Here is a 25,980-nt window from a genome sequence, read left to right as displayed (position 1 = left end):
CGCCGCTGATGCGGCGTGATGACTTACAGGTTTTCGCCGTTACTGGCGATAACCTGCTGATACCAGCTGAAACTCTTTTTCTTCCCACGAGAAAAATCGCCGCTGCCATCATCATTTTTATTCACATGAATAAAGCCGTAACGTTTGTCGTACTGGCCGGTGGTAAACGAGACGCAATCGAGGCAGCCCCACGGCGTATAGCCCATTAATTCAACACCATCGTACGCCACGGCTTTCTTCATCTCTTCGATATGCGCACGCAGATAGTCGATGCGGTAATCATCTTCAATCACGCCATTGGCGTTTGGCTTATCGATAGCACCAAAGCCGTTTTCAACAATAAACAGCGGCTTCTGGTAACGCTCATACAGCTCGTTCATCGCATAGCGCAGGCCAACCGGATCGATCTGCCAGCCCCAGTCGGACGCTTTCACATGCGGGTTTTTCACCACACCTTCAAAGCCGGTGATCGGATCGTCAACGCCGCTGGCATCGGTTTTCACCGCGTTGCTCATGTAGTAGCTGAAACCGACATAGTCTGCACAGCCCTGGCGCAGCGTCTCGGCATCATCCGCTTCCATCTGAATGTCGTAACCCTTGCGCGCCCACTCTTTCAGGGTGTAGGCCGGATAGTAGCCGCGCATCTGCACGTCACTGAACACATAGCGCTGATGCATCGATTCCTGCGCCAGCACCACATCGTCCGGGTGGCAGGAGAAGGGATAGACCGGCACCATGGCGATCATGCAGCCAATCTGAAAGTCAGGATTGATGTCGTGGCCGAGTTTCACCACTTTTGCACTGGCAACAAACTGGTGGTGCATCACCTGATACATCGCCTGTTCAGGTTTCTCATGTTCGGTAAAGATCACGCCTGAACAGCAGTAACCAAACAGCGGATACTGCCAGTTACGCTGGTTGTTGATCTCATTGAAAGTCATCCAGTATTTCACTTTGCTTTTATAGCGGTTCAGCACCACTTCGCTGAAGCGCACAAAGAAGTCGACCACTTTGCGGTTGTGCCAGCCACCATACTCTTTGACCAGGTGATAAGGCATTTCGAAGTGCGAAAGGGTGATGACCGGTTCAATGCCATACTTCAGCAGTTCATCAAACAGGTCGTCATAGAATTGCAGGCCCGCTTCGTTGGGCTGTTGCTCGTCACCGTTAGGGAAGATACGGGTCCAGGCAATCGAGGTGCGGAAACATTTGAAGCCCATCTCGGCAAACAGCGCGACATCCTGTTTGTAGTGGGAGTAAAACTCCACACCCTTGTGGTTCGGGTAGAAATGACCCGGCTGCACGCCGTTGGTGATCACCCGGTCAACGCCGTGTGAACCGCCGGTCATCACGTCAGCAATGCTGACGCCTTTGCCGCCCTGATCCCAGCCGCCTTCAACCTGATGCGCTGCCACCGCTCCGCCCCAAAGAAAGCCTTTTGGTAACTGCAATTCTGCACTCATGCTTCACCCCATTACGGATATTGAAATTGAGCTGAGTGTAGCAAGGCAATAATGAAAGTCACGATATAACAGCGCGGCAATAATTACGTTTGTTACATCCAAAAAACAGGCTGTTTTATTTCCCCAGCTGGCGGCCGATTGCTTCAATAATATAGGTCACTGGCACCTGAGTCGTAATGTCGGAATTGTCCGCCATACGGATGATGGGCACATGGTAGCAGAGGTTGAAATCACCGATCTTCGCCAGCGAGCAGCTCTCCGTGTTGGTTATCGCAATGATTTTGCACTTATTCAGGCTGAACTGGCTGGCAATGCGCAGGATCTCTTCCGTTTCGCCGGAGACCGATAAAATAATGGCAATGGCGTTTTCATAGAGATCGGGACTGACCGGATAATAGGGATCGTCAATCGCGTGGCTGAATTTACCGAGGTTAGAGAAAAAGCGTGCGCCATATTTTGCCAGACTGCCGGAGGTGCCGACGCCAATAAAGAAGACCCGCTCAGCCTGATTAATCTTCTGCGCGGCCTCAGCGATGAGCTGTTCAAACTCCGGATTATTGATGCTCTTAAAAAAGCTCAGCATTTCACTGACGCCCGCCGTGTTGAGCATTGGCGCACTCTGCTGTTCGTTTAAGCGCAGGCGGATGCGGAATTCCGACCAGCCTTCACAGCCCATCTTGCGACAGAAACGCAGCACGGTGGTGGTGGAGACGCCTGCCTGCTCAGCCAGCTCGCGGATCGTCATATAGCTGACGCCTTCGCGGTGCTTAATGATGAACTGATAGACCTGCATTTCCAGATCGTTAAGGCGGGCGAGATCGCTATGCGAAAACATGAATGACTCATTGAACAGTTGACTGGCGGCCAGTTTACCAGATTCATCACCCGGTTTAAGGGATAGTGAATTTCACCAGGATAATTTTAGCGTACAAGTGTACACTGAAAAAATTGTTGGCTACGCTGGATAACGATATCACTGCTATAGAGCTGATCAGGAACCTGTTATGACCCCCACACTCTCTCACAAACATCAACACGCTGCGGGCTATTCGTTCGCCGAGGAAATTGCCAACAGTATCAGTCACGGTCTTGGCTGCCTGTTCGGCATCGTCGGACTGATACTGATGCTCAATCAGGCAACGGAGAGGCAGGCCGACACCATCACTTTTATCAGTTACAGCCTCTATGGTGGCAGCATGATCCTGCTGTTTCTGGCCTCGACGCTCTATCACGCTATTCCGGCTGGCCCGGCCAGACCCTGGCTGAAAAAGTTCGATCACTGCGCCATCTATCTGCTGATTGCCGGAACCTATACGCCGTTTCTGCTGGTCGCGCTGAGGACGCCACTGGCGTATGGATTAATGGCGGTGATCTGGGGGCTGGCGCTGGCCGGTATCCTGTTCAAGCTCACAATTGCGCATCGCTTTAAAGCGCTGTCGCTGGTGACCTATCTCTGTATGGGGTGGCTGTCGCTGATTGTGGTTTATCAGCTGGCGATGATCCTGCCGCCGGGCTGCATCTGGCTGCTTGCCGCAGGCGGGATTATCTATTCGCTGGGGGTGATTTTCTATGTGGCGCGCCGCATTCCGTTTAATCACGCCATCTGGCATCTGTTCGTGCTGGGCGGCAGTCTCTGTCACTTCTGCGCTATCTACTTTTATGTGCGCTGAAGTGAGCCTCTGAATTGTGGCACTGGCCCTTCACTTAGCGGAAGGGCCATACGCTCAATCAGCTTTCATCCAGCGAGTAGGGCAGTGGCTGAATGGTCAGATGTCCGCCTTCATCGCCTTCCACCCGCAGCACGCTGTCCGGCTCCAGATCGTTATTCATCACGACCTGAATCCAGCTAATCCCGTCATCTAACTGCACCGCAGCCAGCACGCTGCCGGTTCGACGCCAGCGTTCACCCATCTGCAACTCCAGCGGGGCATTGGCTTCGGGCAGATGACTTGCCTGACCCGCCAGCCAGTAGAGCGCGCGTTTATTGGCGCCGCGATATTTCGCCCGTGCCACCATCTCCTGACCGGCATAACACCCTTTTTTAAAACTGATAGCATCCAGCGCCTGCAGGTTGGTGGCCTGCGGAATAAACTGCACGCTGGTGACGGGATCAATCACCGGAATGCCCGCTTCAATATCCAGCGCCAGCCACTGCTGACTGTCATTAAACTGTGCATCGTCATTGAGCTTCTGCTTCAGCGCTTCTGCCTGGGCCAGCGAAGTGACAATCAGAAAACGTTCGGCCGGATGGGCAAACCACAGCAGCGTGGTTTCTCCCTGCTGCACCACCGGTTTTTCGCTGTCGGGCAGGCTATCAAACAGATTTGCCAGCGCGGCGCGCGCCTGAAAACCGGCCACGCCCAGCAATACTGACTCATCATCAGCCACCATCGACACTTTCGAAAACACGGCGTATTTCTTTAACTCGGGCAGCTGGGTGTCGCGCAGCTCACGACGGATCAGATAAGCATAGCCTTCACCGCGATGGAACAGGCGCATATTGCTCCACATTTTGCCTTTAGCATCGCAGTGTGCGGCGAGCGAATGGTGGTCGGCATCCAGCGCGGCGACATCCAGCGTTAACTGCCCCTGCAGGTAAGAGGTGCTGTCGGCGCCGGTAATAGAAACCAGCGCCCAGCTATCCAGTGACATCAGGGTTAACGGCAGACGAGACGACGCGGCAGGCTGGCGCGGCGGTAAAGTAAATGTGGGCATGGAGATATCCTGTATAAGAAGGTTCATCCGGAATAATATCTTTAATGTTAAAAGAGCCGACTGGCAATGCAACCTGTTTACGGAAAACGGCGCACAAAAGGCGTGATAACCCTGAAAAGATCCAGCCTGAAATGTGGCAGGTTGCACAGCATGCGACGCTGCGCCTGCGAGCCGCATTAAACCAGGTTACACTAGGCGCCACGTTGTGAATTGTGGAAATTGATGCATGGATATTAATGATAAATCACGCATTCAGTGGGCCTGCCGTCGCGGCATGCTGGAACTGGATGTGGCTATTATGCCGTTCTTCAAATTTGAGTATGAGACGCTGAGCGACACCGATAAGCAGGTCTTTGTGGATTTGCTAAAGAGTGACGATCCCGATCTGTTTAACTGGCTGATGAATCACGGTGAGCCAAAGGATCCGGAGCTTAAGCGGATGGTGAACCTGATCCAGCAGCGTAACCATGCTCGCGGCCCGGTGGCAATGTAAGCTGCGGCCCTCTCGTCTGGCGTGCGGGTTAGTCTGCGCCTGGCTGATAGCAGCCGTGACTGGCGTGGTGCTGATGACGCTGCCTGCAGGCGGCTGGCTGGTTAAAGCGCCGATTATTCTGCTGTTGCTGGCTGAGGGCTGGCGCAGCGTTTGGCGATTGATTCAACGGCACGGTACGTTACAGCGGGAAAGCGTCCATTGCTGGATCTGGCAGGGAAAACGCTGGCGGCCAACTCAGCCATTACGCTGGTTACCCGTTGGCGTGCTGCTGGTGGCGAAGAGCGAACAAGGTGCCACGCTGCGCTGGTGGCTGATGCAGGACAATATGCAGCCTGGCGAATGGCGGGCGTTACGCGCCTGCTGCTTCAGCCCGGCGCGGCATTAATGGCAGCAGGGCAGGCAAGAGCGTCTGAAGCTGTTCATCTGCCTGCACTGCGGTTCAATGATGACAGGCAAGAGCGATTAAAGCCGCTTACCTGTTCAGGCTAGGGTTCGACACTGGCAGAAGGGCCGTCAGAGCAGTCCTGCGGTTTCGGTTAACACCTGCTCGCACCACTGCTCAACGCGCTCATCGGTGACCTCGAACTGATTCACATCATCAAGCGCCAGACCCACAAACTGCGAGCCATCTGCACTCAGCGGTTTCGGGCTGGTGAACTCATAGCCTTCAAGCGGCCAGTAGCCAACAAAACGTACTCCCATCGGCTGCAGCAAATCGTGCAGCATGCCGAGCGCATCTAAAAACCACTCGCCATAGCCAATCTGATCGCCCATGCCATACAGTGCGACAATCTTGTTTTGCAGATTCAGCGCGGGCAACTGCGGCCAGATCGCCTCCCAGTCCTCCTGCAACTCACCGAAATCCCAGGTCGGGATGCCCATGATCAGCAAGTCGTACTGCTCCATCAGGCGTGGGTCGTCATCTTTCACGTTATGCAGCGTCACTAACTCTTCGCCAATAAAATCGCGAATTTTCTCCGCTACGATTTCGGTGTAACAGGTACTGGAACCGTAAAAAAGACCGATTTTCATGCAGATAACACTCTGTAAATACTGACTTTGGCGCAATTGTACCAGAAGCGCTGCTGAATCAGGCATAATGAGCATGATTTTACACCAGACGGCGGAGATAACGTGCAGGACAGCGATCTGACAGAACAGTTTCTTGATGCGCTCTGGATTGAACGCAATCTGGCGCAGAACACTCTCTCCTCTTATCGCCAGGACCTCCAGACGCTGACCGGATGGCTGGCACATCATCAGCTGACGCTGCTTAGCGTGGCGCCGCTGGATCTGCAGCAGTTTCTGGCTGAACGGCTGGAGGGAGGCTACAAGGCGACCAGCTCAGCGCGGCTGCTCAGCGCCATGCGTCGCCTGTTCCAGTATCTTTACCGCGAAAAGCTGCGCCCGGACGATCCCAGCGCGCTGCTGTCAGCACCAAAACTGCCGCAGCGTTTACCGAAAGATCTCAGTGAGGCGCAGGTCGAGCGACTGTTGCAGGCGCCGAATATCGATATCCCGCTGGAGCTGCGCGACAAAGCGATGCTGGAGCTGCTCTACGCCACGGGCCTGCGCGTCTCCGAACTGATTGGCCTGACGCTCAGCGACATCAGCCTGCGCCAGGGCGTTGTCCGGGTTATCGGTAAAGGGGATAAAGAGCGGCTGGTGCCTTTAGGTGAAGAAGCGGTTTACTGGCTGGAGCAATATATGGAACATGGTCGTCCGTGGCTGCTCAACGGTCAGACGCTGGACGTGATGTTTCCCAGTAATCGGGCGCAGCAGATGACGCGCCAGACCTTCTGGCATCGCATCAAGCATTACGCCACGCTGGCGGGGATTGACAGCGAAAAGTTATCACCGCATGTGATGCGCCATGCCTTTGCGACCCATCTGCTGAACCACGGTGCCGATCTGCGTGTCGTACAGATGCTGCTGGGACACAGCGATCTCTCCACCACCCAAATTTATACGCACGTCGCCACTGAGCGCCTGCGTCAGTTGCATCAACAACACCATCCGCGGGCCTGAACCGCGGCGATAAGGACAAAAATGAACAAGCATTTTGCCATGCTGGCTCTTTTAGCCAGCGCCTTTTCCGGTCTCGCACAGGCCGATGACAGCGCCATTCAGCAATCACTTAAAAAGCTCGGTCTGAACCAGACGGAGATCAGCCCGTCACCGCTGCCGGGTTTTAAAACCGTGCTGTCAGAAAGCGGCGTGCTCTACGTGACCGACGACGGCAAACACATGATCCAGGGTCCGCTCTATGACGTCAGCGGCAAACAGCCGGTCAACGTCACCAACCAGCTGCTGGACAAAAAAGTCGAAGCGCTGGTGCCGGAGATGATCGTCTACAAAGCGCCTAAAGAGCAGCACGTGATCACGGTCTTTACCGACATCACCTGTGGCTACTGTCACAAGCTGCACGAGCAGATGGCGGACTACAATGCGCTGGGCATCACCGTGCGCTACCTGGCGTTTCCGCGTGAAGGGCTGAATGGTCAGATTGAACCAGCGATGAAAGCGATCTGGTGCAGCGCTGACCGCAATAAAGCGTTTGATGAGGCGATGAAAGGCAATGCGCCGAAGATGGCCGCACCAGACAGCTGCAAAATCGATATCGCCCAGCACTATAAACTTGGCGTGCTGTTCGGCATTCAGGGCACGCCCGCGATGCTGACTGACAGCGGCATGATGATCCCAGGTTATCAGTCGCCGCAGGAGCTGAAGCAGGTGCTGGACAATCAGAAGCGTGGTGGTTAATCGGTGGTAAAACAGGATGTGGAACTCCGTCGCCGTGAGGTGACGGTTGATGATGCGCTTCCGGCGACGCTGCCGCCGCTGCTGAAACGACTCTATCTGCAACGCGGCGTGCGCGACGCGGCAGAGCTGGAGCGCGGGGCGAAAAACCTGCTGCCGTACCAGTCCTTAAGCGGGATTGAGAGCGCAGTGGAACTGCTGCATCAGGCGCTGCTGGATGGGCGTCGCATTATGGTGGTGGGCGACTTTGATGCCGATGGCGCGACCAGTACCGCGCTGACGGTCATGGCGCTGCGCAGCATGGGCGGCGGCAACGTGCAGTATCTGGTGCCTAACCGCTTTGAAGATGGTTATGGCCTCAGCCCTGAAGTGGTTGAGCAGGCGCGGGCGCGCGGCGCGGCGATGATCCTGACCGTCGACAACGGCATCTCCTCCCACGCCGGCGTTGAATGTGCCCATCAGCACGGGATTCCGGTACTGATTACCGACCACCACCTGCCGGGCGAGACCTTACCGGCCGCTGAGGCGATCGTTAATCCCAATCTGCCGGACTGCAACTTTCCCTCACGTGTACTGGCGGGCGTGGGCGTTGCGTTCTATCTGATGCTGGCGCTGCGCGCCCATCTGCGCACCCAGGGCTGGTTTGGTGCCACCCGCACTGAACCCAATCTTGCAGAGATGCTGGATCTGGTGGCGCTCGGCACGGTTGCCGACGTGGTGCCGCTCGACGTCAACAACCGCATTCTGGTGTGGCAGGGACTCAGCCGCATCCGGGCCGGAAAATGCCGGCCAGGCATCCGGGCGCTGCTGGAGATTGCTAATCGCGATGCGCGTCAGATGGCGGCCAGCGATCTCGGCTTTGCGCTGGGGCCACGGCTCAATGCCGCAGGCCGGCTCGACGATATGTCGGTGGGCGTGGCGCTGTTAATGACTGAGGATCTCAGTCAGGCACGGATGTTAGCCAGTGAGCTGGACGCGCTGAACCAGACGCGCAAAGAGATAGAGCAGGGCATGCAGAGCGAAGCGCTGGCGCTGTGTCAGGCGCTGGAGCGTGAGCAGCGCGATCTGCCGCTGGGGCTGGCCTTTTATCATCCCGAATGGCATCAGGGGGTGGTGGGGATCCTCGCCTCCCGTCTGAAAGAGCGTTTCCATCGTCCGGTGATTGCCTTTGCTCCGGCGGGCGACGGCACGCTGAAAGGCTCTGGCCGCTCAATTGCCGGTCTGCATCTGCGCGACGCGCTGGAGCGTCTGGATACGCTGAATCCCGGCCTGATGCTGAAGTTCGGCGGTCATGCCATGGCGGCAGGCTTATCACTGGAAACCGCACGCTACGAGGAGTTTCGTCAGCGCTTTGCCGATCTGGTCGGTGAGTGGCTGGATGGCGAATCTCTGCAGGGCATCATCTGGTCAGATGGTGCGTTGCAGCCGCAGGAGTTTTCGCTGCAGACCGCTGAGATGCTGCGCGAAGCGGGCCCCTGGGGCCAGGCGTTCCCGGAACCCGCTTTTGACGGCAAATTTAAGCTGCTGCAACAGCGGCTGGTGGGCGAGCGACATCTGAAAGTGATGGTCGAACCGCTGGACGGCGGTCCGCTGATCGACGGGATCGCCTTTAATGTCGATACCACCCTGTGGCCCGACAGCAGCATTCGCCAGGTCGAACTGGCCTATAAGCTGGATATCAATGAGTATCGCGGTAACCGCTCGGTACAGCTGATCATTGACCATATCTGGCCGCTTTGATTTTCATAAGGCGCGCGCGTCTCCGGTCACGGCAGAGGCGCGTCAGCCTGTTTTTTCCCTGCGTTAACCTGCTGTGCGAGCGGTTGTCGTCGCAGCCCGATAAGCAAATGCAACGCGTCACGCCGCCCCGGCATCAGCCCGCTGTCTCAGCGCTACAATCTGCCGCCAGTTTCGGGTAAACTTGTGCGTTAAATTTCCTGTCCCATCGAACATAAGAAAGACGCTAAAGCCATGTTTGAAATCAACCCGGTCAAAAACCGTATTCAGGACCTCAGTGAGCGCAGCGACGTTCTTCGGGGGTATCTTTGACTACGATGCCAAGAAAGAACGCCTCGAAGAAGTAAACGCCGAGCTGGAACAGCCCGATGTCTGGAACGAACCTGAGCGTGCTCAGGCGCTGGGCAAAGAGCGCTCCTCGCTGGAAGCGATCGTGCAGACGCTGGATCAGATGTCGCAGGGCCTGGAAGATGTGCAGGGTCTGCTTGAACTGGCGGTAGAAGCGGAAGACGAAGAGACTTTCGACGAAGCGGTTGCCGAGCTGGATGTCCTTGAGGGCAAGCTGGGCGAGCTGGAATTCCGCCGCATGTTCTCTGGCGAGTATGACAGCGCCGACTGCTACATCGATCTGCAGGCGGGTTCCGGCGGCACCGAAGCGCAGGACTGGGCCAGCATGCTGATGCGTATGTATCTGCGTTGGGCTGAAGCCAAAGGCTTCAAAACCGAAATTATCGAAGAGTCTGAAGGTGAAGTTGCAGGCATTAAATCTGTGACCATTCGCGTGTCAGGCGACTATGCCTTTGGCTGGTTGCGCACCGAAACGGGCGTGCATCGCCTGGTACGTAAGAGCCCGTTTGACTCCGGCGGCCGTCGTCACACCTCCTTCAGCTCCGCCTTTATCTACCCGGAAGTGGATGACGATATTGATATCGACATCAACCCAGCCGATCTGCGCATTGACGTCTATCGCGCGTCAGGGGCGGGCGGCCAGCACGTTAACCGGACGGAATCTGCGGTACGTATTACCCATATTCCAACCGGTACCGTCACCCAGTGTCAGAATGACCGTTCTCAGCACAAGAACAAAGATCAGGCGATGAAGCAGATGAAAGCGAAGCTGTACGAGCTTGAGATGCAGAAGAAAAACGCTGAGAAACAGGCGCTGGAGGACAACAAGTCCGACATCGGCTGGGGAAGTCAGATCCGTTCTTACGTTCTCGATGATGCACGCATCAAAGATCTGCGCACCGGCGTAGAGACGCGTAACACCCAGGCGGTGCTGGACGGCGACCTGGATCGATTCATTGAAGCTAGTTTAAAAGCAGGGTTATAAGGAACCGACATGTCTGAACAACAACCGCAGAGCGCTGATGCCGCCGTTGAGTTAAATAACGAACTGAAAGCGCGTCGCGAAAAGCTGAGCGTGCTGCGTGCAAATGGCGTGGCGTTTCCTAACGATTTTCGTCGTGATAGCCTCTCAAACCAGCTGCATGAGAGCTATGGCGAGAAGAGCAACGAAGAGCTTGAAGATCTCGGCATCGAAGTCAGCGTTGCCGGACGTATGATGACCCGTCGTATCATGGGTAAAGCCTCTTTCGTGACCCTGCAGGATGTGGGTGGCCGGATTCAGCTTTACGTCTCGCGTGACGATCTGGCTGAAGGCATCTACAACGAGCAGTTCAAAAAGTGGGATCTCGGCGATATCCTGGGCGCGCGCGGCAAACTGTTCAAAACCAAAACCGGCGAACTGTCGATTCACTGTTCTGAACTGCGCCTGCTGACCAAAGCACTGCGTCCGCTGCCGGACAAGTTCCACGGCCTGGCCGATCAGGAAACGCGCTACCGTCAGCGTTACCTTGATCTCATCGCCAACGAGGAATCGCGCAACACCTTCAGAATTCGTTCGCAGATCATGGCCGGTATTCGCCAGTTCATGGTGGGCCGCGACTTTATGGAAGTGGAAACCCCGATGATGCAGGTGATCCCTGGCGGCGCGTCTGCGCGTCCGTTCATCACCCATCACAATGCGCTGGATATCGACATGTATCTGCGTATCGCCCCAGAGCTTTATCTGAAGCGTCTGGTGGTGGGCGGATTCGATCGCGTGTTCGAGATCAACCGTAACTTCCGCAACGAAGGTATTTCGCCACGTCATAACCCAGAGTTCACCATGATGGAACTCTATATGGCTTATGCGGATTACAAAGATCTGATCGAGCTGACCGAAAGCCTGTTCCGTACGCTGGCGCAGGATGTGCTGGGCAGCACCGTGGTGCCTTACGGCGAGCAGGAGTTTGATTTCGGTAAGCCGTTTGAAAAACTGACCATGCGTGAAGCGATCAAGAAATACCGTCCGGAAACGGATCTGGCCGATCTGGAAGACTTTGATAAAGCGGTGGCGATTGCTCAATCACTGCACATCAAGGTTGAGAAAAGCTGGGGTCTGGGCCGTGTCGTAACCGAAATCTTTGAAGAGACCGCTGAAGCGCATCTGATTCAGCCGACCTTCATCACTGAATATCCGGCTGAAGTCTCTCCGCTGGCCCGTCGTAACGACGAGAACCCGGAAATCACCGATCGCTTTGAGTTCTTCATTGGCGGTCGTGAAATCGGTAATGGCTTCTCCGAGCTGAACGATGCGGAAGATCAGGCTGAGCGTTTCCTGCAGCAGGTGAATGCCAAAGATGCTGGCGACGACGAAGCGATGTTCTACGACGAAGACTATGTCACCGCACTGGAGCACGGTCTGCCGCCAACCGCCGGTCTGGGTATCGGTATTGACCGTATGGTGATGCTGTTTACCAACAGCCACACTATCCGCGATGTGATTCTGTTCCCGGCACTGCGCCCAGGCAGCAAGTAATCGTTATGAGTCGCTGTCAGGCCTGATCTTCAGGCCTGACAGCGTGATGACAAAGCCGAATCAGAGTGAATTTGGCAGCAACTGATAAACTCACGGCACAGGGAACACGGTCAGAAGAGGAAAGCGTCCCGCGCCATGGATGGCGTGGGCCGAGCGGTCATGGATGACAGTTTTTGCGTCTTTCCGATCTGACCGTGTTACCTGTGCAGGCTCGGTCTTACAGCGAACCAGGCCCGACTTTGTCACCAAGCTTAAGGCCGGAAATTCCGGCCTTTTTTACATCTGTTCGTTCAGCAGATATCAGGATTTAATCGCCTGATCCAGCCAGGTCTGAAACCGTGCATAGGGCACATAGAGCGCAACGTTCTTATAGAGTGTCTTACCGCTGACATTGTCGTTGATGTTATTGCTGTAGCCAATAATCACGCCCGCCAGCGTATCATCAGAGGCGTTATAGACTGCGCCGCCCGACATCCCTTTAACCACCCCCGCATTCGCCGCCACCACGACGCAGTCTGATTTGTTCCAGCTGTTCGCCAGCGTGGTATTGATCAGGTTCTGCCCGCTGGAACTGACCGGCATGGCCGAAATAAAACTGTAGCCGTAGAGATTGACCTGATCGCCGATGTGGCTGTTACGAAAGTTGGGTGGCAGGTTCATTTCGCTGTTTTTGTGGTAGACCACGGCCAGATCGCATTGCGGATGCCAGGCTTTGACCCGGTAAAGCGAAAACTTTGCCACATGGGCGGCGGTCAGGCTGTACTCCGGCGTCAGTGGGATGGTGGTACCGAGCGTGCCTAAACCCAGCACGGTGGGAATGCCGGTCACGGTCATATCCACCCGTTTTTCAGCTTCTTTACTGTACTCATAATGACCTACCGAGCAGCCGGTTAAGCCAAACACCATTAAGGCTATGAGTCGTTGCATTCTCTCTCCCTGCGTCAGAAGTTGATCACATCACCTGGCAATTGATTAGGGATATATCGGCAACGTTAAGGATTTATTAATTAAATACGCACTAAAAAGCGTAACGGGTTCGCGGGAAATGACAACCTGACCCTGGGTCATGTGCGCTTTAACGGGCTTAGCCAGCAGGCTGACAAAGCCATTTGTTCCGGCAAAGCGGCAGGATTATTGCGGCCCCGGCAATAATCCTTTGCTGCGCGCAGGCTATGTCGCGCATCAGCACTGTGCTGTAATGCTCACCGTGACGCAGATCAAATTTTAATAAGCGTCGAGGGGCTGCGCGTCTGTGCAGTTCACCTGCAAATGATATTGGGAGAGTGTTATGCCTGTAGCATTAATGGCACTGGCGTTGAGTGCGTTCGCCATCGGAACCACTGAGTTTGTCATTATGGGATTGCTGCCGGAGGTGGCGCGTGACCTTCAGGTGTCAATTCCGTCGGCGGGCTGGCTGATCAGCGGCTACGCGCTGGGCGTGGCGATTGGTGCGCCGATTATGGCGCTGCTCACCGCCAGGCTGCCGCGTAAAAAAACGCTGATTCTGCTGATGGTGATATTTATTGTCGGCAACCTGCTGTGTGCGCTGGCTTACAACTATAACCTGCTGATGCTGGCACGCATCGTCACCGCGCTTTGTCACGGTGCCTTCTTCGGTATTGGCGCGGTGGTCGCCGCCAGTCTGGTACCAGCCGGTCGCCAGGCTTCCGCTGTCGCACTGATGTTCACCGGACTGACCTTAGCCAACGTGCTGGGCGTTCCGCTGGGGACCAGTTTCGGACAGATGTTTGGCTGGCGAGCCACCTTCTGGGGCGTGGCTGTGATTGGCGTGCTGGCGTTTATCGCCCTGATCGTGAGTCTGCCCAACAATAAACAGGAAAAGCCGGTTCACCTGGCGAGTGAAATTGGGGCACTGGCCAACGGGAAACTGTGGCTGTCGCTGCTGATGACGGTGTTCTTTGCCGCGGCGATGTTTGCGCTGTTCAGCTACATTGCGCCGCTGCTGCTAGAGGTGACGGGCATCAGCGATCGCGGCGTCAGCTGGACGCTGTTCCTGATTGGCGCAGGCCTGACGGTCGGTAACATTCTTGGCGGCAAACTGGCCGACTGGAAAGTCTCCTTTAGCCTGATCCTCAGCTTCTCCCTGATCGCCATCTTCTCGCTGCTGTTCAGCTGGACCAGCCATGCGCTGTGGCTGGCGGAGATCACCCTGTTCCTGTGGGCGATGGCGACCTTTGCGACGGTGCCGGGTCTGCAGATCAACGTGGTACGGCACGGCAAAGAGGCGCCTAACCTGGTCTCAACCCTGAACATTTCGGCGTTTAACGTGGGCAATGCGCTGGGTGCCTGGGTCGGCGGTGCGGTGATTGGCCGTGGATATGGCCTGACGGCGGTGCCGGTTGCTGCCGCTGCGCTGGCGGCAATCGGCCTGCTGATCTGTCTGATCACCTTCCGCAAATCGGGCCGCGCAGCCGCCAGGGTTCGCGCTTAAGCCAGGCGGGCGGCGATGCGTGCCGGAAAGTCAGCCACCTGCCGTTGCAGATGGCTGACAAAGGCATCGACCAGCGCCGATGCAGGGCGGTGCTGCGGCCTCACCAGGCTGACGGTAAACGGAACCGCCACGCTGAACTTACGCATCACCACACCGCTGTCGGCGTAATCCAGCGCCGTCAGCGGATTCACAATTGAAATGCCCACGCCCGCTCTGACCATGGCGCACACCGAAGCGGCACTGTGCGTCTCCATCACCAGCCGCCGCTCGACGCCCTGCTCATGAAAAAGCGCATCCAGCAACTGACGATAGCTGTCACTGCGCGACAGGCTCACATACTGTTCGCCCGCAAAATCGTGCGGCGTCAGCTCTGAACGCTGACTCAGAGGGTGATGCTGAGGCAATACACACACTTCATCGCAGGTGAGCAGGGCGAGACGGTCAGTGCCGGCCGGAGCGTGCTGGGTTTCGGTTAAGCCGATATCGTAGCGCTGTGCTGACAGCCACTCCTCCAGCAGCGGCGACTCCTGCGGAATCACATTCAGGCTCACATCCGGGTAGCGCTGTAAAAAGGGCTGACACAGTGGTGGCAGCAGCGACTGCGAAAAAACGGGCAGGCAGGCGATCGACAGCTCACCCTGACGGAACTGGCGCAGCCCTTCAGCCGCTTCCATGATGCGATCCAGTCCGTACCAGGATCGCTGCACCTCTTCGAAAAGACGCAATCCCTGCACCGTCGGTTGCAGGCGACCACGAACCCGTCCGAACAACTCTAATCCCAGCTGCTGCTCCAGGCGTGCCAGCTCCCGGCTCACCGTCGGCTGTGAGGTGTGCAGCAGTGTCGCGGCCTGAGTCAGATTGCCGCTAGTCATCACCGCATGAAAAATCTCGATATGCCGCCAGTTAATGTTCGCCACGCACCCTTCCTATATCCATTCTGCATAGATGCTATTAAAACAGATATTTTTCGCTATGACACGATTCTGGCTTAATGCAGCTATTGCCACAGGAGAATTGCCATGCCACGTTCCTTACAGAGTACCGAAACCGCACTCAGCGCCGCTAACCTGCTGCCGCTGGCACGCCGCTACACCGGGCCATTCTGGGCTTATGATGCGCAGATTATTCAGGCGCGTATTGCCCAGCTGCAGGCATTTGATGTGGTGCGCTTTGCGCAGAAGGCCTGCTCGAATACGCATATCCTGCGCCTGATGCGCGCAGCAGGCGTGAAAGTGGACTCGGTATCGCTGGGTGAGATCGAACGTGCGCTGGCCGCGGGTTACCAGCCCGGCGGTGATGAGATCGTCTTTACCGCGGATCTGTTCGATCAGCCGACGCTGGAGCGGGTGACCGCGTTAAAGGTGCCGGTTAATGCCGGATCGATCGATATGCTGCATCAGCTCGGCGCGGTCTCACCGGGACATGCGGTGTGGCTGCGGGTCAATCCTGGTTTTGGTCACGGCCACAGTCAGAAAACCAATACCGGTGGCGAAAACAGCAAGCACGGGATCTGGCATGCCGATTTAGCCGGGGCGCTGGCGGCGATTAAACAGCACGGCTTGCAGCTGGTGGGCATTCATATGCATATCGGCTCTGGCGTCGATTATGCGCATCTGCAGCAGGTCTGTGATGCGATGGTTGAACTGGTGATGGCGTCAGGTCAGGATCTGACCGCGATCTCTGCGGGCGGCGGCCTCTCTGTGCCTTATCGCTATGGCGAAGAGGCGATCGATACCGATCACTATTTCGGCCTGTGGGATGCAGCGCGGCAGCGTATCGCTCAGCATCTGGGTCACGCGATAAAGCTGGAGATCGAACCGGGCCGTTTCCTGGTGGCCGAGGCCGGTGTGCTGGTCTCTCAGGTACGGGCGGTTAAGTCGATGGGCAGCCGTCACTTCGTGCTGGTCGATGCCGGTTTCAGTGACCTCATGCGTCCCTCCATGTATGGCAGCTATCACCATATCTCGCTGATGGCGGGCGATGAGCGGGCAATTGATGAGCAGCAGACTATCGACACCGTGGTCGCTGGCCCGCTGTGCGAATCGGGTGATGTCTTTACCCAGCTGGAGGGCGGCATGGTCGAACCACGCGCGATTCCGGCGGCAAAGGTTGGCGATTACCTGGTGTTTCACGACACCGGAGCTTACGGTGCATCCATGTCTTCTAACTACAACAGCCGTCCGCTGATCCCGGAAGTGCTGTTTGAGCAGGGCCAGCCGCGCGAGATCCGCCGCGCGCAGACTATTGAGTCGCTACTGGCACTGGAAAACAGCTAATCACCTCACTCGGGCGGCCAGCGCGCCGCCTGTCAGCCATAGATCTCTTTGCGCAGCATGACCAGCTCCTCTGCCAGCTCGCGGCACAGCATTGCATTCATCAGATGATCCTGCGCATGCACCAGAATCAGCGTGACCGGCAATTTTCCGCTTCCCTCGTCTGCACCAATCAACGCGGTCTGAATTTTATGTGCCGCTTTTGCCGCGGTATCTGAAGCTGCCAGCGCCGCGTCAGCCCCGGTCCAGTCGCGTTTGCGCGCACACTGAATCGCCATCATCGCCGACGAACGGGCTTCACCTGCATTGATCAGCAATTCCATCATGGTCTGTTCGTAATCCATAACGCCTCCGCTATTGGTATGCCAAATTGGCCGTTTTAATCATACTGGAATGCCAATAAGCGTTTCCGGGAGGCTCGTCACAGAAAAAACCGAGGGGATTCGTCATTTTGGTATGCCACTAACAGGGAAGACCATGACGATTACAGGAATACCGATCTTACATCTCTGAGGGTTGATCATGTCTCTACAGGACCGCCTTATCGATTCCCTGGGCAGCTTTGCTACCCGCTTTAACAGTTATCGCTACATCATGGCGATTAAAGCCTCATTCATTACCCTGATGCCGGTGATCATTGTTGGCGCCTTCTCGGTATTGATCTCTAACATGGTGCTTGACAGCAAAAATGGCCTTGCCAGCTTTGCCGCCCTGGCTTTTTTAGCTGACCTCAAGCCCATCACCAGCAGTATCAATTACGCCACGCTCAGCTTTCTCAACATTGGTGCAGTGTTCCTGATTGGTATTGAGCTTGGGCGCATCAACGGTATAAAAACGCTGTTTCCCGGCCTGCTGGCGATCATCTGCTTTGTATCCGTAACGCCGACCACCTTACAGATGATGGTCGATGGGCAGATGCACCTGGTCACCGACGTGCTGGCCAAACAATTCTCCGATACCAAAAGCCTGTTTCTCGGCATGTTTATCGCCATTCTGTCGGTAGAGATCTACTGCCGCCTCGAACAGGTTGAACGGCTGAAAATCAAAATGCCCGACACCGTGCCGCCCAACGTGGCCGCCTCTTTCTCCGCGCTCATCCCCTCAATCATCACCGTGACGCTGATAGCGACTTTTGGCTTTATCTTCCATCGCGTCACCGGCATGTACCTTTACGACGCGGTATACCAGGTGGTGCAGCAGCCGCTGGAGTCGGTGGTGCAGAGCCTGTGGGGCATTCTGATTCTGATGTTCGTCGCCCAGCTGTTCTGGGTGATTGGTATTCACGGCAACCAGATGGTGAAGCCGATCCGTGAGCCGCTGTTGCTGGGCGCGATTATGGTCAACATGACCGCTTTTGAGCAGGGAAAAGAGGCACCGAACATCATCACCATGCCGTTCTGGGATGTTTATATGAGCATCGGCGGTTCCGGCCTGACCATCGGGCTGCTCACCGCCGTGATGCTGGCAACGCGACGCAAAGAGATGCGTGAAATCGCCAAACTGTCGTTCGGGCCAGGCATTTTCAATATCAACGAGCCGGTTATATTTGGTATGCCGATTATGCTTAACCCGATACTGGCTATCCCTTTCATCATCACACCGCTAGTGACAGGTTCTATCGGCTACTTCGCTACGGTGATGGGATTTGCCGGGAAAGCCGTGGTGATGGTGCCATGGACCACGCCTCCGATTATCAATGCCTGGCTGTCAACGGCCGGATCGATGGGTGCGGTGGTGACGCAGATCGTCTGCATTCTGGTGTCAGTACTTATCTATCTGCCATTTGTGAAAGTCGCAGCCCGCCGCGCGGATGCAGCAGAAGCAGCGGAAGCAAAGAGCCTGCAACCTGAGCTGAACCCTAACCGAACGGAGGTGTTATGAGTCGTCAGACTGTCCACATACCTGAGAATTTCATTCTGGGAGCTGCTGCCTCCGCCTGGCAGACGGAAGGCTGGAGCGGAAAAAAAGCGGGGCAGGACTCCTGGCCTGACGCCTGGTATCAGCAGGATCGTCACGTCTGGCACAACGGCTACGGCCCGGCGGTTGCCACCGACTTTATCAACCGCTTTAGTGAGGATGTGGCGCTAATGAAGGCCAGCGGGCTGACCCACTACCGCACTTCAATCAACTGGTCGCGTTTCCTGATCGATTACGAAACCGCTACGGTCGATGAGGAATACGCGGCTTACTATGACCGGCTGATTGATGAAATGCAGCGCCAGGGCATTGAACTGATGCTCTGTCTGGAGCATTACGAGCTGCCCGCCACGCTGCTGGCGCAGTATGGCGGCTGGCAGTCAAAGCATGTGGTTGAACTCTTTATCCGCTATGTCGAACAGGTGTTTAAACGCTATGCCGGTCGGGTCACGCGCTGGTTTGTGTTTAACGAGCCGATTGTGGTGCAGACCCGCGTCTATCTCGACGCGCTGCGCTGGCCTTATGAGCAGAACACCCATAAATGGATGCAGTGGAACCACCACAAGAATCTCGCGACCGCCCGGGTAGTGCAGCTGTTCCGCGCGGCAGGCTATGCTGGTCGCATTGGTACCATACTCAATCCGGAAGTCACCTATCCGCGATCATCAGCCCCGCACGACCAGAAGGCGGCGCATATTTATGACCTGTTCTACAACCGGGTGTTTCTCGATCCCGCCATTAAAGGCGAGTATCCGGCGGAGCTGCTGGCGCTGCTTGATAAGCATCAGATTGAGTGGGAAACCACCCCGGAAGAGCTGGCGATTATTGCCGCCAATACCGTCGATGAAGTCGGGCTTAATCTCTACTATCCGCATCGCGTGAAGGCACCGTCCCGCGCCTGGCATCCCGAGACACCCTTTCATCCCGCCTGGTATTACGAACACTTTGAACTGCCGGGGCGACGGATGAACCCTTCGCGCGGCTGGGAAATTCAGCCTGAAATTATCTGGGATATGGCGCAGCGGATGCGCGATGAGTACGGCAATATCCCGTGGTTTGTGGCTGAAAGCGGTATGGGAATTGAGAACGAAGCGCAGTTCAAAAATGCCGACGGGGAGATTCAGGACGATTACCGCATCGCATTTATCAGCGAGCACCTGCATCAGGCGATACGCGCCAGTCAGGCGGGTATTAACTGTCAGGGCTACATGCTGTGGGCGTTTACCGACAATGTCTCGCCAATGAATGCCTTTAAAAATCGCTATGGTCTTATCGAAATCGACTTAAATAAGCAGCGTCAGCGCCGTATGAAGAAATCTGCCCACTGGTTCCGTACGCTGCGCGACACGCAGCAATTTACTCTGTGGCTTGATGATGAGCCGAAATAACGCGAGGAAACGAGCATGAAACGAATTGTTCTGGCCTGTGCTGCGGGCATGTCGACCTCAATGGTGGTGACGCGGATGGAAAAGGAGGCCGCCGCGCGCGGACTGGCATTTCAGATCTACGCCATTCCGGAGCAAAACCTGCGTGAAGAGCTGCAAAACTACGGCAACGAGGTGGTGGTCGTGCTGCTCGGGCCACAGGTGCGCTTCAAACTGGAGGAGAACAGAAAACTCACCGACAGCTATCAGTTGCCCATCGCGGTGATCGATACGGTTGCTTACGGCACGCTGAATGGTGCAAAGGTACTCGATCAGGCGCTGGCTTTGATACACTGAGCCCCAGTTTGCGAGCCAGCCTCTCCGGTTCGCGGGCATTGTCGCGCAGGGAACCGCGGCAATGCCGTTAGCGCATTGATTGCAAAGGGTGACAGTGTGGACAAAGCCGAAGCGCCGCAAGAAAAAAAGCAGTATCAGGAAATTGGTCAGCACCTGCGTCAGCAGATCTGTGACGGGCACTATCCGGTGGGATCGCGCCTGCCGCCTGAACGTCAGCTGGCTGAAACCTGGGGCGTCAGCCGGACCATCGTGCGCGAGGCATTATTGATGCTGGAGCTGGAAGGTACGGTGGATATCCGCCAGAGCTCCGGCGTCTATGTGATGCGTATTCCTTCAGCCAGTGATGATGAAGAAGAGGCCTTCTTCCGCAGCGACGTTGGCCCGTTTGAAATGCTACAGGCACGTCAGTTGCTGGAGAGCAATATTGCAGCCTTTGCCGCAAAAATGGCGACCAAAGCGGACATCGAAAATCTGCGCCGAACGCTGGAACAGGAGCAGCGTGCTATCGCCGCCAACGACAGCAGTCAGGACAACGACAAGTTGTTTCATCTGCTGCTGGCGGGTGCCAGTCAGAACCAGATGCTGCTCGATACCGTCACCAGTATCTGGCGACATCATGACAGCAGCCCGCTCTGGCAGCAGCTGCGCCCGCAGTTTGAAACCCGCGCCTATCGCCTGAAGTGGCTCGGCGATCACCAGACAATCCTGGCCGCTCTGCGTCGGCGTGATGTGATGGGGGCCTGGCAATCTACCTGGCAGCACCTTGAGAACGTCAAGAATACGCTGCTGGAGCTTTCCGACGCCGATGCGCCTGACTTTGATGGCTACCTGTTTGATTCAGTCCCGATCTTTCAGGGGAAACTGATGTGATTGAGATTGTATCGCTCAGCGATGCCCCCAAATTTGCCGATCAGATCATCGACTGGCAGTGGCGCGCATTTGGTGAAGCCACCAGCCGTGCGTTCTTTGCCTGTGTGGTGAACAGCAGCCTTATCGGTGCTGATTTTCCGGTGACTTTCGTTGCCGTGGAGGCGGGCAGGGCAGTCGGCACGGTGGGATTCTGGCGCTGCGACCTGATCAGCCGTCAGGATCTTTTCCCCTGGCTTGCGGCGCTCTATGTTGATGAGTCGGTGCGCGGCAAAGGTGTCAGTGAGGCGCTGCAGCAGCATGTCATCGCCTATGCACAGGCGCAGGGCTATCCACAGTTGTGGTTATGGTCAACGTTTGAGGGTTACTACGAACGTTATGGCTGGCTGCCACAGGGCGAAGCGCTGGAGTATCCCGCTAAGCCGGTAAAACTCTATTATCGCGACCTGTAAGAGATGCCAGCCGCCATCGCGGCAGCTGGCAACAGAACGCTTAGGGAGCCGGATAGGTATAACGACGGTGGATCGCCTCAATGCCTTCCAGGATCTCTGCATTTAAGGTCAGATTGAAGCTGTCGATATTGATCTGCAACTGTTCAGGCGTAGTGGCGCCCAGCAGCGTGCTGGCCACAAACGGCTGCTGACGCACATAGGCCAGGGCCATCTGCGACGGGTCGATCTGATGCTGCTGAGCCAGTGCTACATATTCGGCAATCGCCTTTTGTGACTGCTCGCCGCTGTAGCGGGTAAAGCGGCTGAACAACGTGTTGCGTGCACCCGCAGGCTGTGCGCCATTCAGGTATTTACCGCTCAGCGTACCAAACGCCAGGCTGGAATACGCCAGCAGCTCTACGCCTTCATGCTGGCTGATTTCGGCCAGACCTACTTCAAAGCTGCGGTTCAGCAGGCTGTAAGGATTCTGAATGCTGATAATGCGCGGCAGTTCATGCTTCTCCGCCAGCTGCAGATAGCGCATCACGCCCCACGCGGTTTCGTTCGACACCCCGATATAGCGGATCTTACCGGCGCGCACCTGTTCGGTCAGCGCTTCCAGCGTCTCCAGCAGCGTCACCTGAGCGGTGGTTTCGCTGTACTGATAGCCGAGCTTGCCAAAATAGTTGGTCTGACGCTGTGGCCAGTGCAGCTGGTAGAGGTCAAGGTAGTCAGTATTCAGGCGTTTCAGGCTGGCATCGAGTGCTGCGCGGATATTTTTACGGTCCAGCGCCATATCCGGGCGAATCGACGCATCATTGCCACGTGAAGGCCCGGCCACTTTACTGGCCAGAATGATTTTGTCGCGGCTGCCGCGCTGTTTAAGCCAGCTACCAATATATTGTTCGGTCAGACCCTGGGTTTCCGGACGCGGGGGCACCGGATACATCTCGGCAGTATCAATAAAGTTGATGCCGGAACGGATAGCTAAATCCAGTTGAGCATGGGCGTCGGCTTCGCTGTTCTGTTCGCCAAACGTCATGGTGCCCAACCCCAGCTGACTCACTTCCAGCGTGCTGTGGGGAATACGATGATAGTGCATTGCCAGCTTCCTTTTCTTTATGGAATGGAATGTTGTGTCCTCAGGGACTATAGCGCGAGCAATGGCGGGGAAGGAAGGGGGAAAAGTCGGGGAAATCACCTGCCAGCCGGGAATCGGTGGCAGGTGATTAAATCGGGCACTTAACGTTCAATGATCGTAGAAACCTCATCGCTGTTAATCTGCACCATATGACCCGTCTGGTCAGTGTACTCCACCAGGCCGGTCTCTTTATCAATGCTCGGCTTGCCTTCGGTCATGATCATCCGGCCATCTTTGGTCGCCATGACATAATCAGAACTGCATCCACTTAAGAATGCGGCGGTTACCATCACCAGTGCTACTCCTGCCAACCCTTTCATCACGCCTAATCCTCACAAATGGTCAAGTGCAAACAGTGTAGTAATAAATGGTTTTGCCGGCAGGGTTAATCGTATGAATCTGAAAATAAACGGGCGAGCAGGCTCGCCCTTGACTTTATCAGGCGTGCTTTTTCTTACTGCGCATCAGGTTAAGACACTCAACCGCCATTGAGAAGAACATAGCGAAATAAATGTAACCTTTTGGTACGTGGACCGCAAAACTCTCCAGGATCAGGGTGAAACCGACCAGAATCAGGAAAGAGAGAGCCAGCATTTTCACTGACGGATGGCGGTCAACAAACTCACCGATAGCGCGCGCAGCGAACATCATCATCAGCACGGCAATAACCACCGCCGCCATCATAATGAACAGATGATCGGAGAGGCCGATGGCCGTGATCACCGAGTCGAGGCTGAAAATAATGTCGAGCATCATGATCTGTACAATCGCACCCAGGAAGGAATGGACGCGGGTGTTGTGTTCGCCTTCGCTGCCTTCGATCGTTTCATGGATCTCCATGCTCGATTTCCACAGCAGGAACAGTCCGCCGAACAGCAGAATCAGATCGCGCGCCGAGAACGCATGATCCATCAGCGTAAAGAGCGGGTTAGTCAGACGGGCTACCCACGCGATAGAAGCCAGCAGGCCAAGACGCATCAGCATCGCGCCCATCAGACCAATGCGACGTGCGCTGGCTTGCTGGTGTTTTGGCAGTTTAGCGACCACCAGCGACAGGAAAATGATGTTATCAATACCCAGCACCACCTCAAGGATGGTCAGGGTGCCCAGCGCCAGCCAGGCGTTGGGATCGGAAATCCACTCAAACATACCGACATTTAATCCTAAACGAAAAGTAAACGGCGATTATACGCATTCAATTCGCCGATCTCCCACAAAATTGCGACACATCAACGCGGGTGGCGACGTTCAGAGGAGAAAATGACGCGCCAGCAGGGGCCTGGTGAAGCTTTTCTTCAGGTAGAAACCGCGCGGCAGCGTCATGATTGGCTGGCCCTGATCGCCGATTCCTTCTGTCAGCGCTTTGCTATTGGCGGCTTTGGGCCGGATTTGCAGCCAGGCACCATGTCGCGCGGTAATCTGCTCTACGCGACCCAGCACAATCATATCCATCAGCTCTTCCCAGTCCTGCCGCAGCATCTCATCTTCTTCCGCATCGGGGCTCCATAACAGCGGCGCGCCGACACGGCGTTCCCGCAGCGGAATCTCACGCCCGCCTTCAACCGGGATCCACAATACCCGCGCCAGCTTGTGGCGCACATGGCTGGTGAGCCAGGTCACGCCGCTGTTGCCGGTCAGAGGTGCCACGCAGACAAAGGTGGTTTCCAGCGGTTTACCCTGCGCATCAATCGGGATGGTTTTCAGTTCGATACCCAAATGGGCAAAGTCCTGCTCCGCTTTGCTGCCTGCGCTGGCACCAAGATGCCACTCCAGCAGCATGCCGACCCAGCCCTTGTCGCGTTTGAGATCCGCAGGCATGGGCAGACCGGCGCGCGCGGCCAGGGTTTCCAGGGTCAAACCGGCTAAATCCTGCGCGCGTGCCAGCAGGCTGGCTTCATCTTCAGGTGGTCCTGGCTGGTAACTCATGGTGAACACTCGCAATGATTAAAATTTGTACAACAGCGGGTGAGTCACGTTTCTCACATAAATAATCCGCGTCAGGGATCGATAATAACATGATAGATCGTGCTTTTTTTAGCGGATTGCACGCTCGCCGCCCCAGGTGCTTCTGGGTTATCCCAGCTTACCCGCAACAATGAACAGGATCTCCAGCCCGGTTATCCACAGAAAAATGGGATAACCACCGTCTGAGTGCGGTACTGGTTCCATTTACAGCCTTGACTTTTCACGATATGGCTATAATTTCGCCGCTCTGGCCTAACCCTGAGCGATTATCTGTGGATAAAAAGCAGTGTGCTTATATTTTAAGCTATTGTCAGTTACCATGAAAATATTCACTGTTTATAAAAGATTTACCGGTAAGGTTTTCGATTTAATTTCATTAAAAATCATACTGATGTGTTGTTGGTTCTTTTTGGCTCTTCAGCGTGCACGGAAAAGGTTATTCAGATAACTCCCGCGTTCTGCACAAAGCTATCCACAGAAAAGGTGAATAAGATCGATCTTTTTCTCGGTCATTGTTTATAACTTTGCCATTTTCTGTGAGTTATCCCGGCGATGATGGCTTAACCCCCCATGAATCCAGTGGTTTACCGCCTGTAAGGAGTATGAAACAATCAGCTCATTCAAATTTTGCTTTGAGGTAGTCCGGTGATCGATGATGATGGCTACCGCCCGAATGTTGGTATCGTAATCTGTAACCGGCAGGGACAAGTGTTATGGGCCAGGCGCTTTGGACAGCACTCCTGGCAATTTCCTCAGGGAGGCATCAATCCCGGTGAAACCGCAGAACAGGCGATGTATCGCGAACTGTTCGAAGAAGTCGGATTACACCGGAAAGATGTTCGAATACTTGCTTCTACCCGTAACTGGTTACGTTACAAGTTGCCAAAACGTTTGGTGCGTTGGGACACAAAGCCGGTATGTATCGGCCAGAAACAAAAGTGGTTTCTTCTGCAGTTAATGTGTAATGACGCGGATATCAATGTGCAGCACAGCAGCACGCCCGAGTTCGATGGCTGGCGCTGGGTCAGTTTCTGGTATCCGGTGCGTCAGGTTGTCTCCTTTAAGCGCGACGTTTATCGTCGGGTGATGAAGGAATTCGCTGGCGTGGTGATGTCTATGCAGGAGAGTGCGGGGCAGCGAAATAATCCTGCCCATCGACGTAAGAGAGGATAGGCCACGCCC

General features: G+C 55.7%; 27 protein-coding genes. 16 read left to right on the top strand and 11 right to left on the bottom strand.

Annotation, left to right across the window (positions count from 1 at the left end; all coding sequences use genetic code 11):
- Positions 1-23 precede the first annotated feature (23 nt).
- Complete coding sequence (locus AC6I8B_RS15810) at positions 24-1,463, bottom strand: 6-phospho-beta-glucosidase (RefSeq protein WP_157353648.1); 1,440 nt, start codon at positions 1,461-1,463, stop codon at positions 24-26.
- Between the two features lie 115 nt (positions 1,464-1,578).
- The gene (locus AC6I8B_RS15805) at positions 1,579-2,298 is read right to left on the bottom strand and encodes a MurR/RpiR family transcriptional regulator (protein ID WP_010248792.1); all 720 of its coding nucleotides are present in this window, start codon (positions 2,296-2,298) and stop codon (positions 1,579-1,581) included.
- A 169-nt stretch (positions 2,299-2,467) separates the two neighbouring features.
- Between AC6I8B_RS15805 and trhA the strand changes: the two genes are divergently transcribed.
- Positions 2,468-3,133, top strand: a complete 666-nt coding sequence (gene trhA, locus AC6I8B_RS15800) for a PAQR family membrane homeostasis protein TrhA (protein ID WP_115758850.1) — start codon at positions 2,468-2,470, stop codon at positions 3,131-3,133.
- Between the two features lie 58 nt (positions 3,134-3,191).
- On the opposite strand, the gene ygfZ is transcribed toward trhA, so the two are convergent.
- A complete protein-coding gene (gene ygfZ, locus AC6I8B_RS15795) occupies positions 3,192-4,178 on the bottom strand; it encodes a tRNA-modifying protein YgfZ (protein WP_497816386.1) in 987 nt (328 codons plus the stop codon).
- 226 nt (positions 4,179-4,404) lie between these two features.
- Between ygfZ and sdhE the strand changes: the two genes are divergently transcribed.
- Positions 4,405-4,671, top strand: a complete 267-nt coding sequence (sdhE, locus tag AC6I8B_RS15790) for an FAD assembly factor SdhE (protein ID WP_010248781.1) — start codon at positions 4,405-4,407, stop codon at positions 4,669-4,671.
- On the top strand, positions 4,646-5,056 hold the full coding sequence (locus AC6I8B_RS15785) for a protein YgfX (protein ID WP_010671050.1): 411 nt from the start codon (positions 4,646-4,648) through the stop codon (positions 5,054-5,056). The genes sdhE and AC6I8B_RS15785 overlap by 26 nt, the downstream gene beginning before the upstream one ends.
- A gap of 128 nt (positions 5,057-5,184) precedes the next feature.
- Here AC6I8B_RS15785 and fldB read toward each other — a convergent pair whose 3' ends face one another.
- Positions 5,185-5,703, bottom strand: a complete 519-nt coding sequence (gene fldB, locus AC6I8B_RS15780; RefSeq protein ID WP_010248777.1) for a flavodoxin FldB — start codon at positions 5,701-5,703, stop codon at positions 5,185-5,187.
- Between the two features lie 102 nt (positions 5,704-5,805).
- On the opposite strand from fldB, the gene xerD reads away from it, so the two are divergent.
- From xerD to lysS, 5 genes are all read left to right on the top strand, one after another.
- Positions 5,806-6,699, top strand: coding sequence for a site-specific tyrosine recombinase XerD (gene xerD / locus AC6I8B_RS15775; protein ID WP_010248689.1), 894 nt, complete (start codon positions 5,806-5,808; stop codon positions 6,697-6,699).
- A 21-nt stretch (positions 6,700-6,720) separates the two neighbouring features.
- Positions 6,721-7,434: a bifunctional protein-disulfide isomerase/oxidoreductase DsbC gene (gene dsbC / locus AC6I8B_RS15770; RefSeq protein WP_010671049.1), complete on the top strand. Its 714-nt coding sequence runs from the start codon at positions 6,721-6,723 to the stop codon at positions 7,432-7,434.
- Between the two features lie 3 nt (positions 7,435-7,437).
- Positions 7,438-9,171: a single-stranded-DNA-specific exonuclease RecJ gene (gene recJ / locus AC6I8B_RS15765; RefSeq protein WP_497816385.1), complete on the top strand. Its 1,734-nt coding sequence runs from the start codon at positions 7,438-7,440 to the stop codon at positions 9,169-9,171.
- A 231-nt stretch (positions 9,172-9,402) separates the two neighbouring features.
- Positions 9,403-10,501, top strand: a protein-coding gene (gene prfB / locus AC6I8B_RS15760) for a peptide chain release factor 2 (RefSeq protein WP_099257461.1) whose coding sequence is annotated in 2 segments (ribosomal slippage) — positions 9,403-9,477 and positions 9,479-10,501 — 1,098 coding nt in all. Because the reading frame shifts where the segments join, the coding sequence is not laid out codon by codon here.
- A gap of 9 nt (positions 10,502-10,510) precedes the next feature.
- A complete protein-coding gene (gene lysS / locus AC6I8B_RS15755) occupies positions 10,511-12,031 on the top strand; it encodes a lysine--tRNA ligase (protein WP_010248682.1) in 1,521 nt (506 codons plus the stop codon).
- A gap of 300 nt (positions 12,032-12,331) precedes the next feature.
- On the opposite strand, the gene AC6I8B_RS15750 is transcribed toward lysS, so the two are convergent.
- The gene (locus tag AC6I8B_RS15750) at positions 12,332-12,958 is read right to left on the bottom strand and encodes a serine protease (protein WP_031592530.1); all 627 of its coding nucleotides are present in this window, start codon (positions 12,956-12,958) and stop codon (positions 12,332-12,334) included.
- Positions 12,959-13,319: 361 nt separating this feature from the next.
- Between AC6I8B_RS15750 and AC6I8B_RS15745 the strand changes: the two genes are divergently transcribed.
- Positions 13,320-14,483, top strand: coding sequence for an MFS transporter (locus AC6I8B_RS15745; RefSeq protein ID WP_010248677.1), 1,164 nt, complete (start codon positions 13,320-13,322; stop codon positions 14,481-14,483).
- Here the strand turns inward: AC6I8B_RS15745 and AC6I8B_RS15740 are convergent.
- Positions 14,480-15,400: a LysR family transcriptional regulator gene (locus tag AC6I8B_RS15740; protein ID WP_010248675.1), complete on the bottom strand. Its 921-nt coding sequence runs from the start codon at positions 15,398-15,400 to the stop codon at positions 14,480-14,482. The genes AC6I8B_RS15745 and AC6I8B_RS15740 overlap by 4 nt on opposite strands.
- Positions 15,401-15,502: 102 nt before the next feature.
- Between AC6I8B_RS15740 and lysA the strand changes: the two genes are divergently transcribed.
- The gene (lysA, locus tag AC6I8B_RS15735; RefSeq protein WP_061703074.1) at positions 15,503-16,759 is read left to right on the top strand and encodes a diaminopimelate decarboxylase; all 1,257 of its coding nucleotides are present in this window, start codon (positions 15,503-15,505) and stop codon (positions 16,757-16,759) included.
- Positions 16,760-16,791: 32 nt separating this feature from the next.
- Here lysA and AC6I8B_RS15730 read toward each other — a convergent pair whose 3' ends face one another.
- Positions 16,792-17,100, bottom strand: a complete 309-nt coding sequence (locus tag AC6I8B_RS15730; protein WP_010671044.1) for a PTS lactose/cellobiose transporter subunit IIA — start codon at positions 17,098-17,100, stop codon at positions 16,792-16,794.
- A gap of 178 nt (positions 17,101-17,278) precedes the next feature.
- Here AC6I8B_RS15730 and AC6I8B_RS15725 point away from each other — a divergent pair, with 178 nt between their 5' ends.
- From AC6I8B_RS15725 to AC6I8B_RS15705, 5 genes are all read left to right on the top strand, one after another.
- On the top strand, positions 17,279-18,637 hold the full coding sequence (locus AC6I8B_RS15725; RefSeq protein ID WP_010248669.1) for a PTS sugar transporter subunit IIC: 1,359 nt from the start codon (positions 17,279-17,281) through the stop codon (positions 18,635-18,637).
- Positions 18,634-20,061 (top strand): glycoside hydrolase family 1 protein, encoded by a 1,428-nt coding sequence (locus tag AC6I8B_RS15720; RefSeq protein WP_497816384.1) that lies wholly within the window; start codon positions 18,634-18,636, stop codon positions 20,059-20,061. Before AC6I8B_RS15725 ends, AC6I8B_RS15720 begins: the two co-directional genes overlap by 4 nt.
- A gap of 15 nt (positions 20,062-20,076) precedes the next feature.
- Entirely contained in the window at positions 20,077-20,394 is a 318-nt protein-coding gene (locus tag AC6I8B_RS15715) for a PTS sugar transporter subunit IIB (protein ID WP_010248665.1), read from the top strand.
- Positions 20,395-20,490: 96 nt separating this feature from the next.
- Positions 20,491-21,264, top strand: coding sequence for an FCD domain-containing protein (locus tag AC6I8B_RS15710; RefSeq protein ID WP_010248663.1), 774 nt, complete (start codon positions 20,491-20,493; stop codon positions 21,262-21,264).
- On the top strand, positions 21,261-21,713 hold the full coding sequence (locus AC6I8B_RS15705) for a GNAT family N-acetyltransferase (protein ID WP_497817517.1): 453 nt from the start codon (positions 21,261-21,263) through the stop codon (positions 21,711-21,713). Before AC6I8B_RS15710 ends, AC6I8B_RS15705 begins: the two co-directional genes overlap by 4 nt.
- Positions 21,714-21,753: 40 nt before the next feature.
- On the opposite strand, the gene AC6I8B_RS15700 is transcribed toward AC6I8B_RS15705, so the two are convergent.
- From AC6I8B_RS15700 to mutH, 4 genes are all read right to left on the bottom strand, one after another.
- Positions 21,754-22,794 (bottom strand): NADP(H)-dependent aldo-keto reductase, encoded by a 1,041-nt coding sequence (locus AC6I8B_RS15700; RefSeq protein WP_010248659.1) that lies wholly within the window; start codon positions 22,792-22,794, stop codon positions 21,754-21,756.
- 140 nt (positions 22,795-22,934) lie between these two features.
- The gene (locus tag AC6I8B_RS15695) at positions 22,935-23,153 is read right to left on the bottom strand and encodes a YgdI/YgdR family lipoprotein (RefSeq protein ID WP_003853956.1); all 219 of its coding nucleotides are present in this window, start codon (positions 23,151-23,153) and stop codon (positions 22,935-22,937) included.
- Positions 23,154-23,271: 118 nt separating this feature from the next.
- Positions 23,272-23,982, bottom strand: coding sequence for a TerC family protein (locus tag AC6I8B_RS15690; protein WP_010248654.1), 711 nt, complete (start codon positions 23,980-23,982; stop codon positions 23,272-23,274).
- Between the two features lie 99 nt (positions 23,983-24,081).
- Positions 24,082-24,759, bottom strand: coding sequence for a DNA mismatch repair endonuclease MutH (gene mutH, locus AC6I8B_RS15685; RefSeq protein WP_497816383.1), 678 nt, complete (start codon positions 24,757-24,759; stop codon positions 24,082-24,084).
- A gap of 684 nt (positions 24,760-25,443) precedes the next feature.
- Here mutH and rppH point away from each other — a divergent pair.
- Positions 25,444-25,971: an RNA pyrophosphohydrolase gene (gene rppH, locus AC6I8B_RS15680; protein ID WP_009087042.1), complete on the top strand. Its 528-nt coding sequence runs from the start codon at positions 25,444-25,446 to the stop codon at positions 25,969-25,971.
- Positions 25,972-25,980 lie beyond the last annotated feature (9 nt).

It is taken from the genome of Pantoea sp. X-Soil-ISGK-285 (assembly GCF_059730815.1).
Note: the sequence above shows the minus strand (reverse complement) of the source record. Positions and strands in the feature narration are given on the sequence as shown.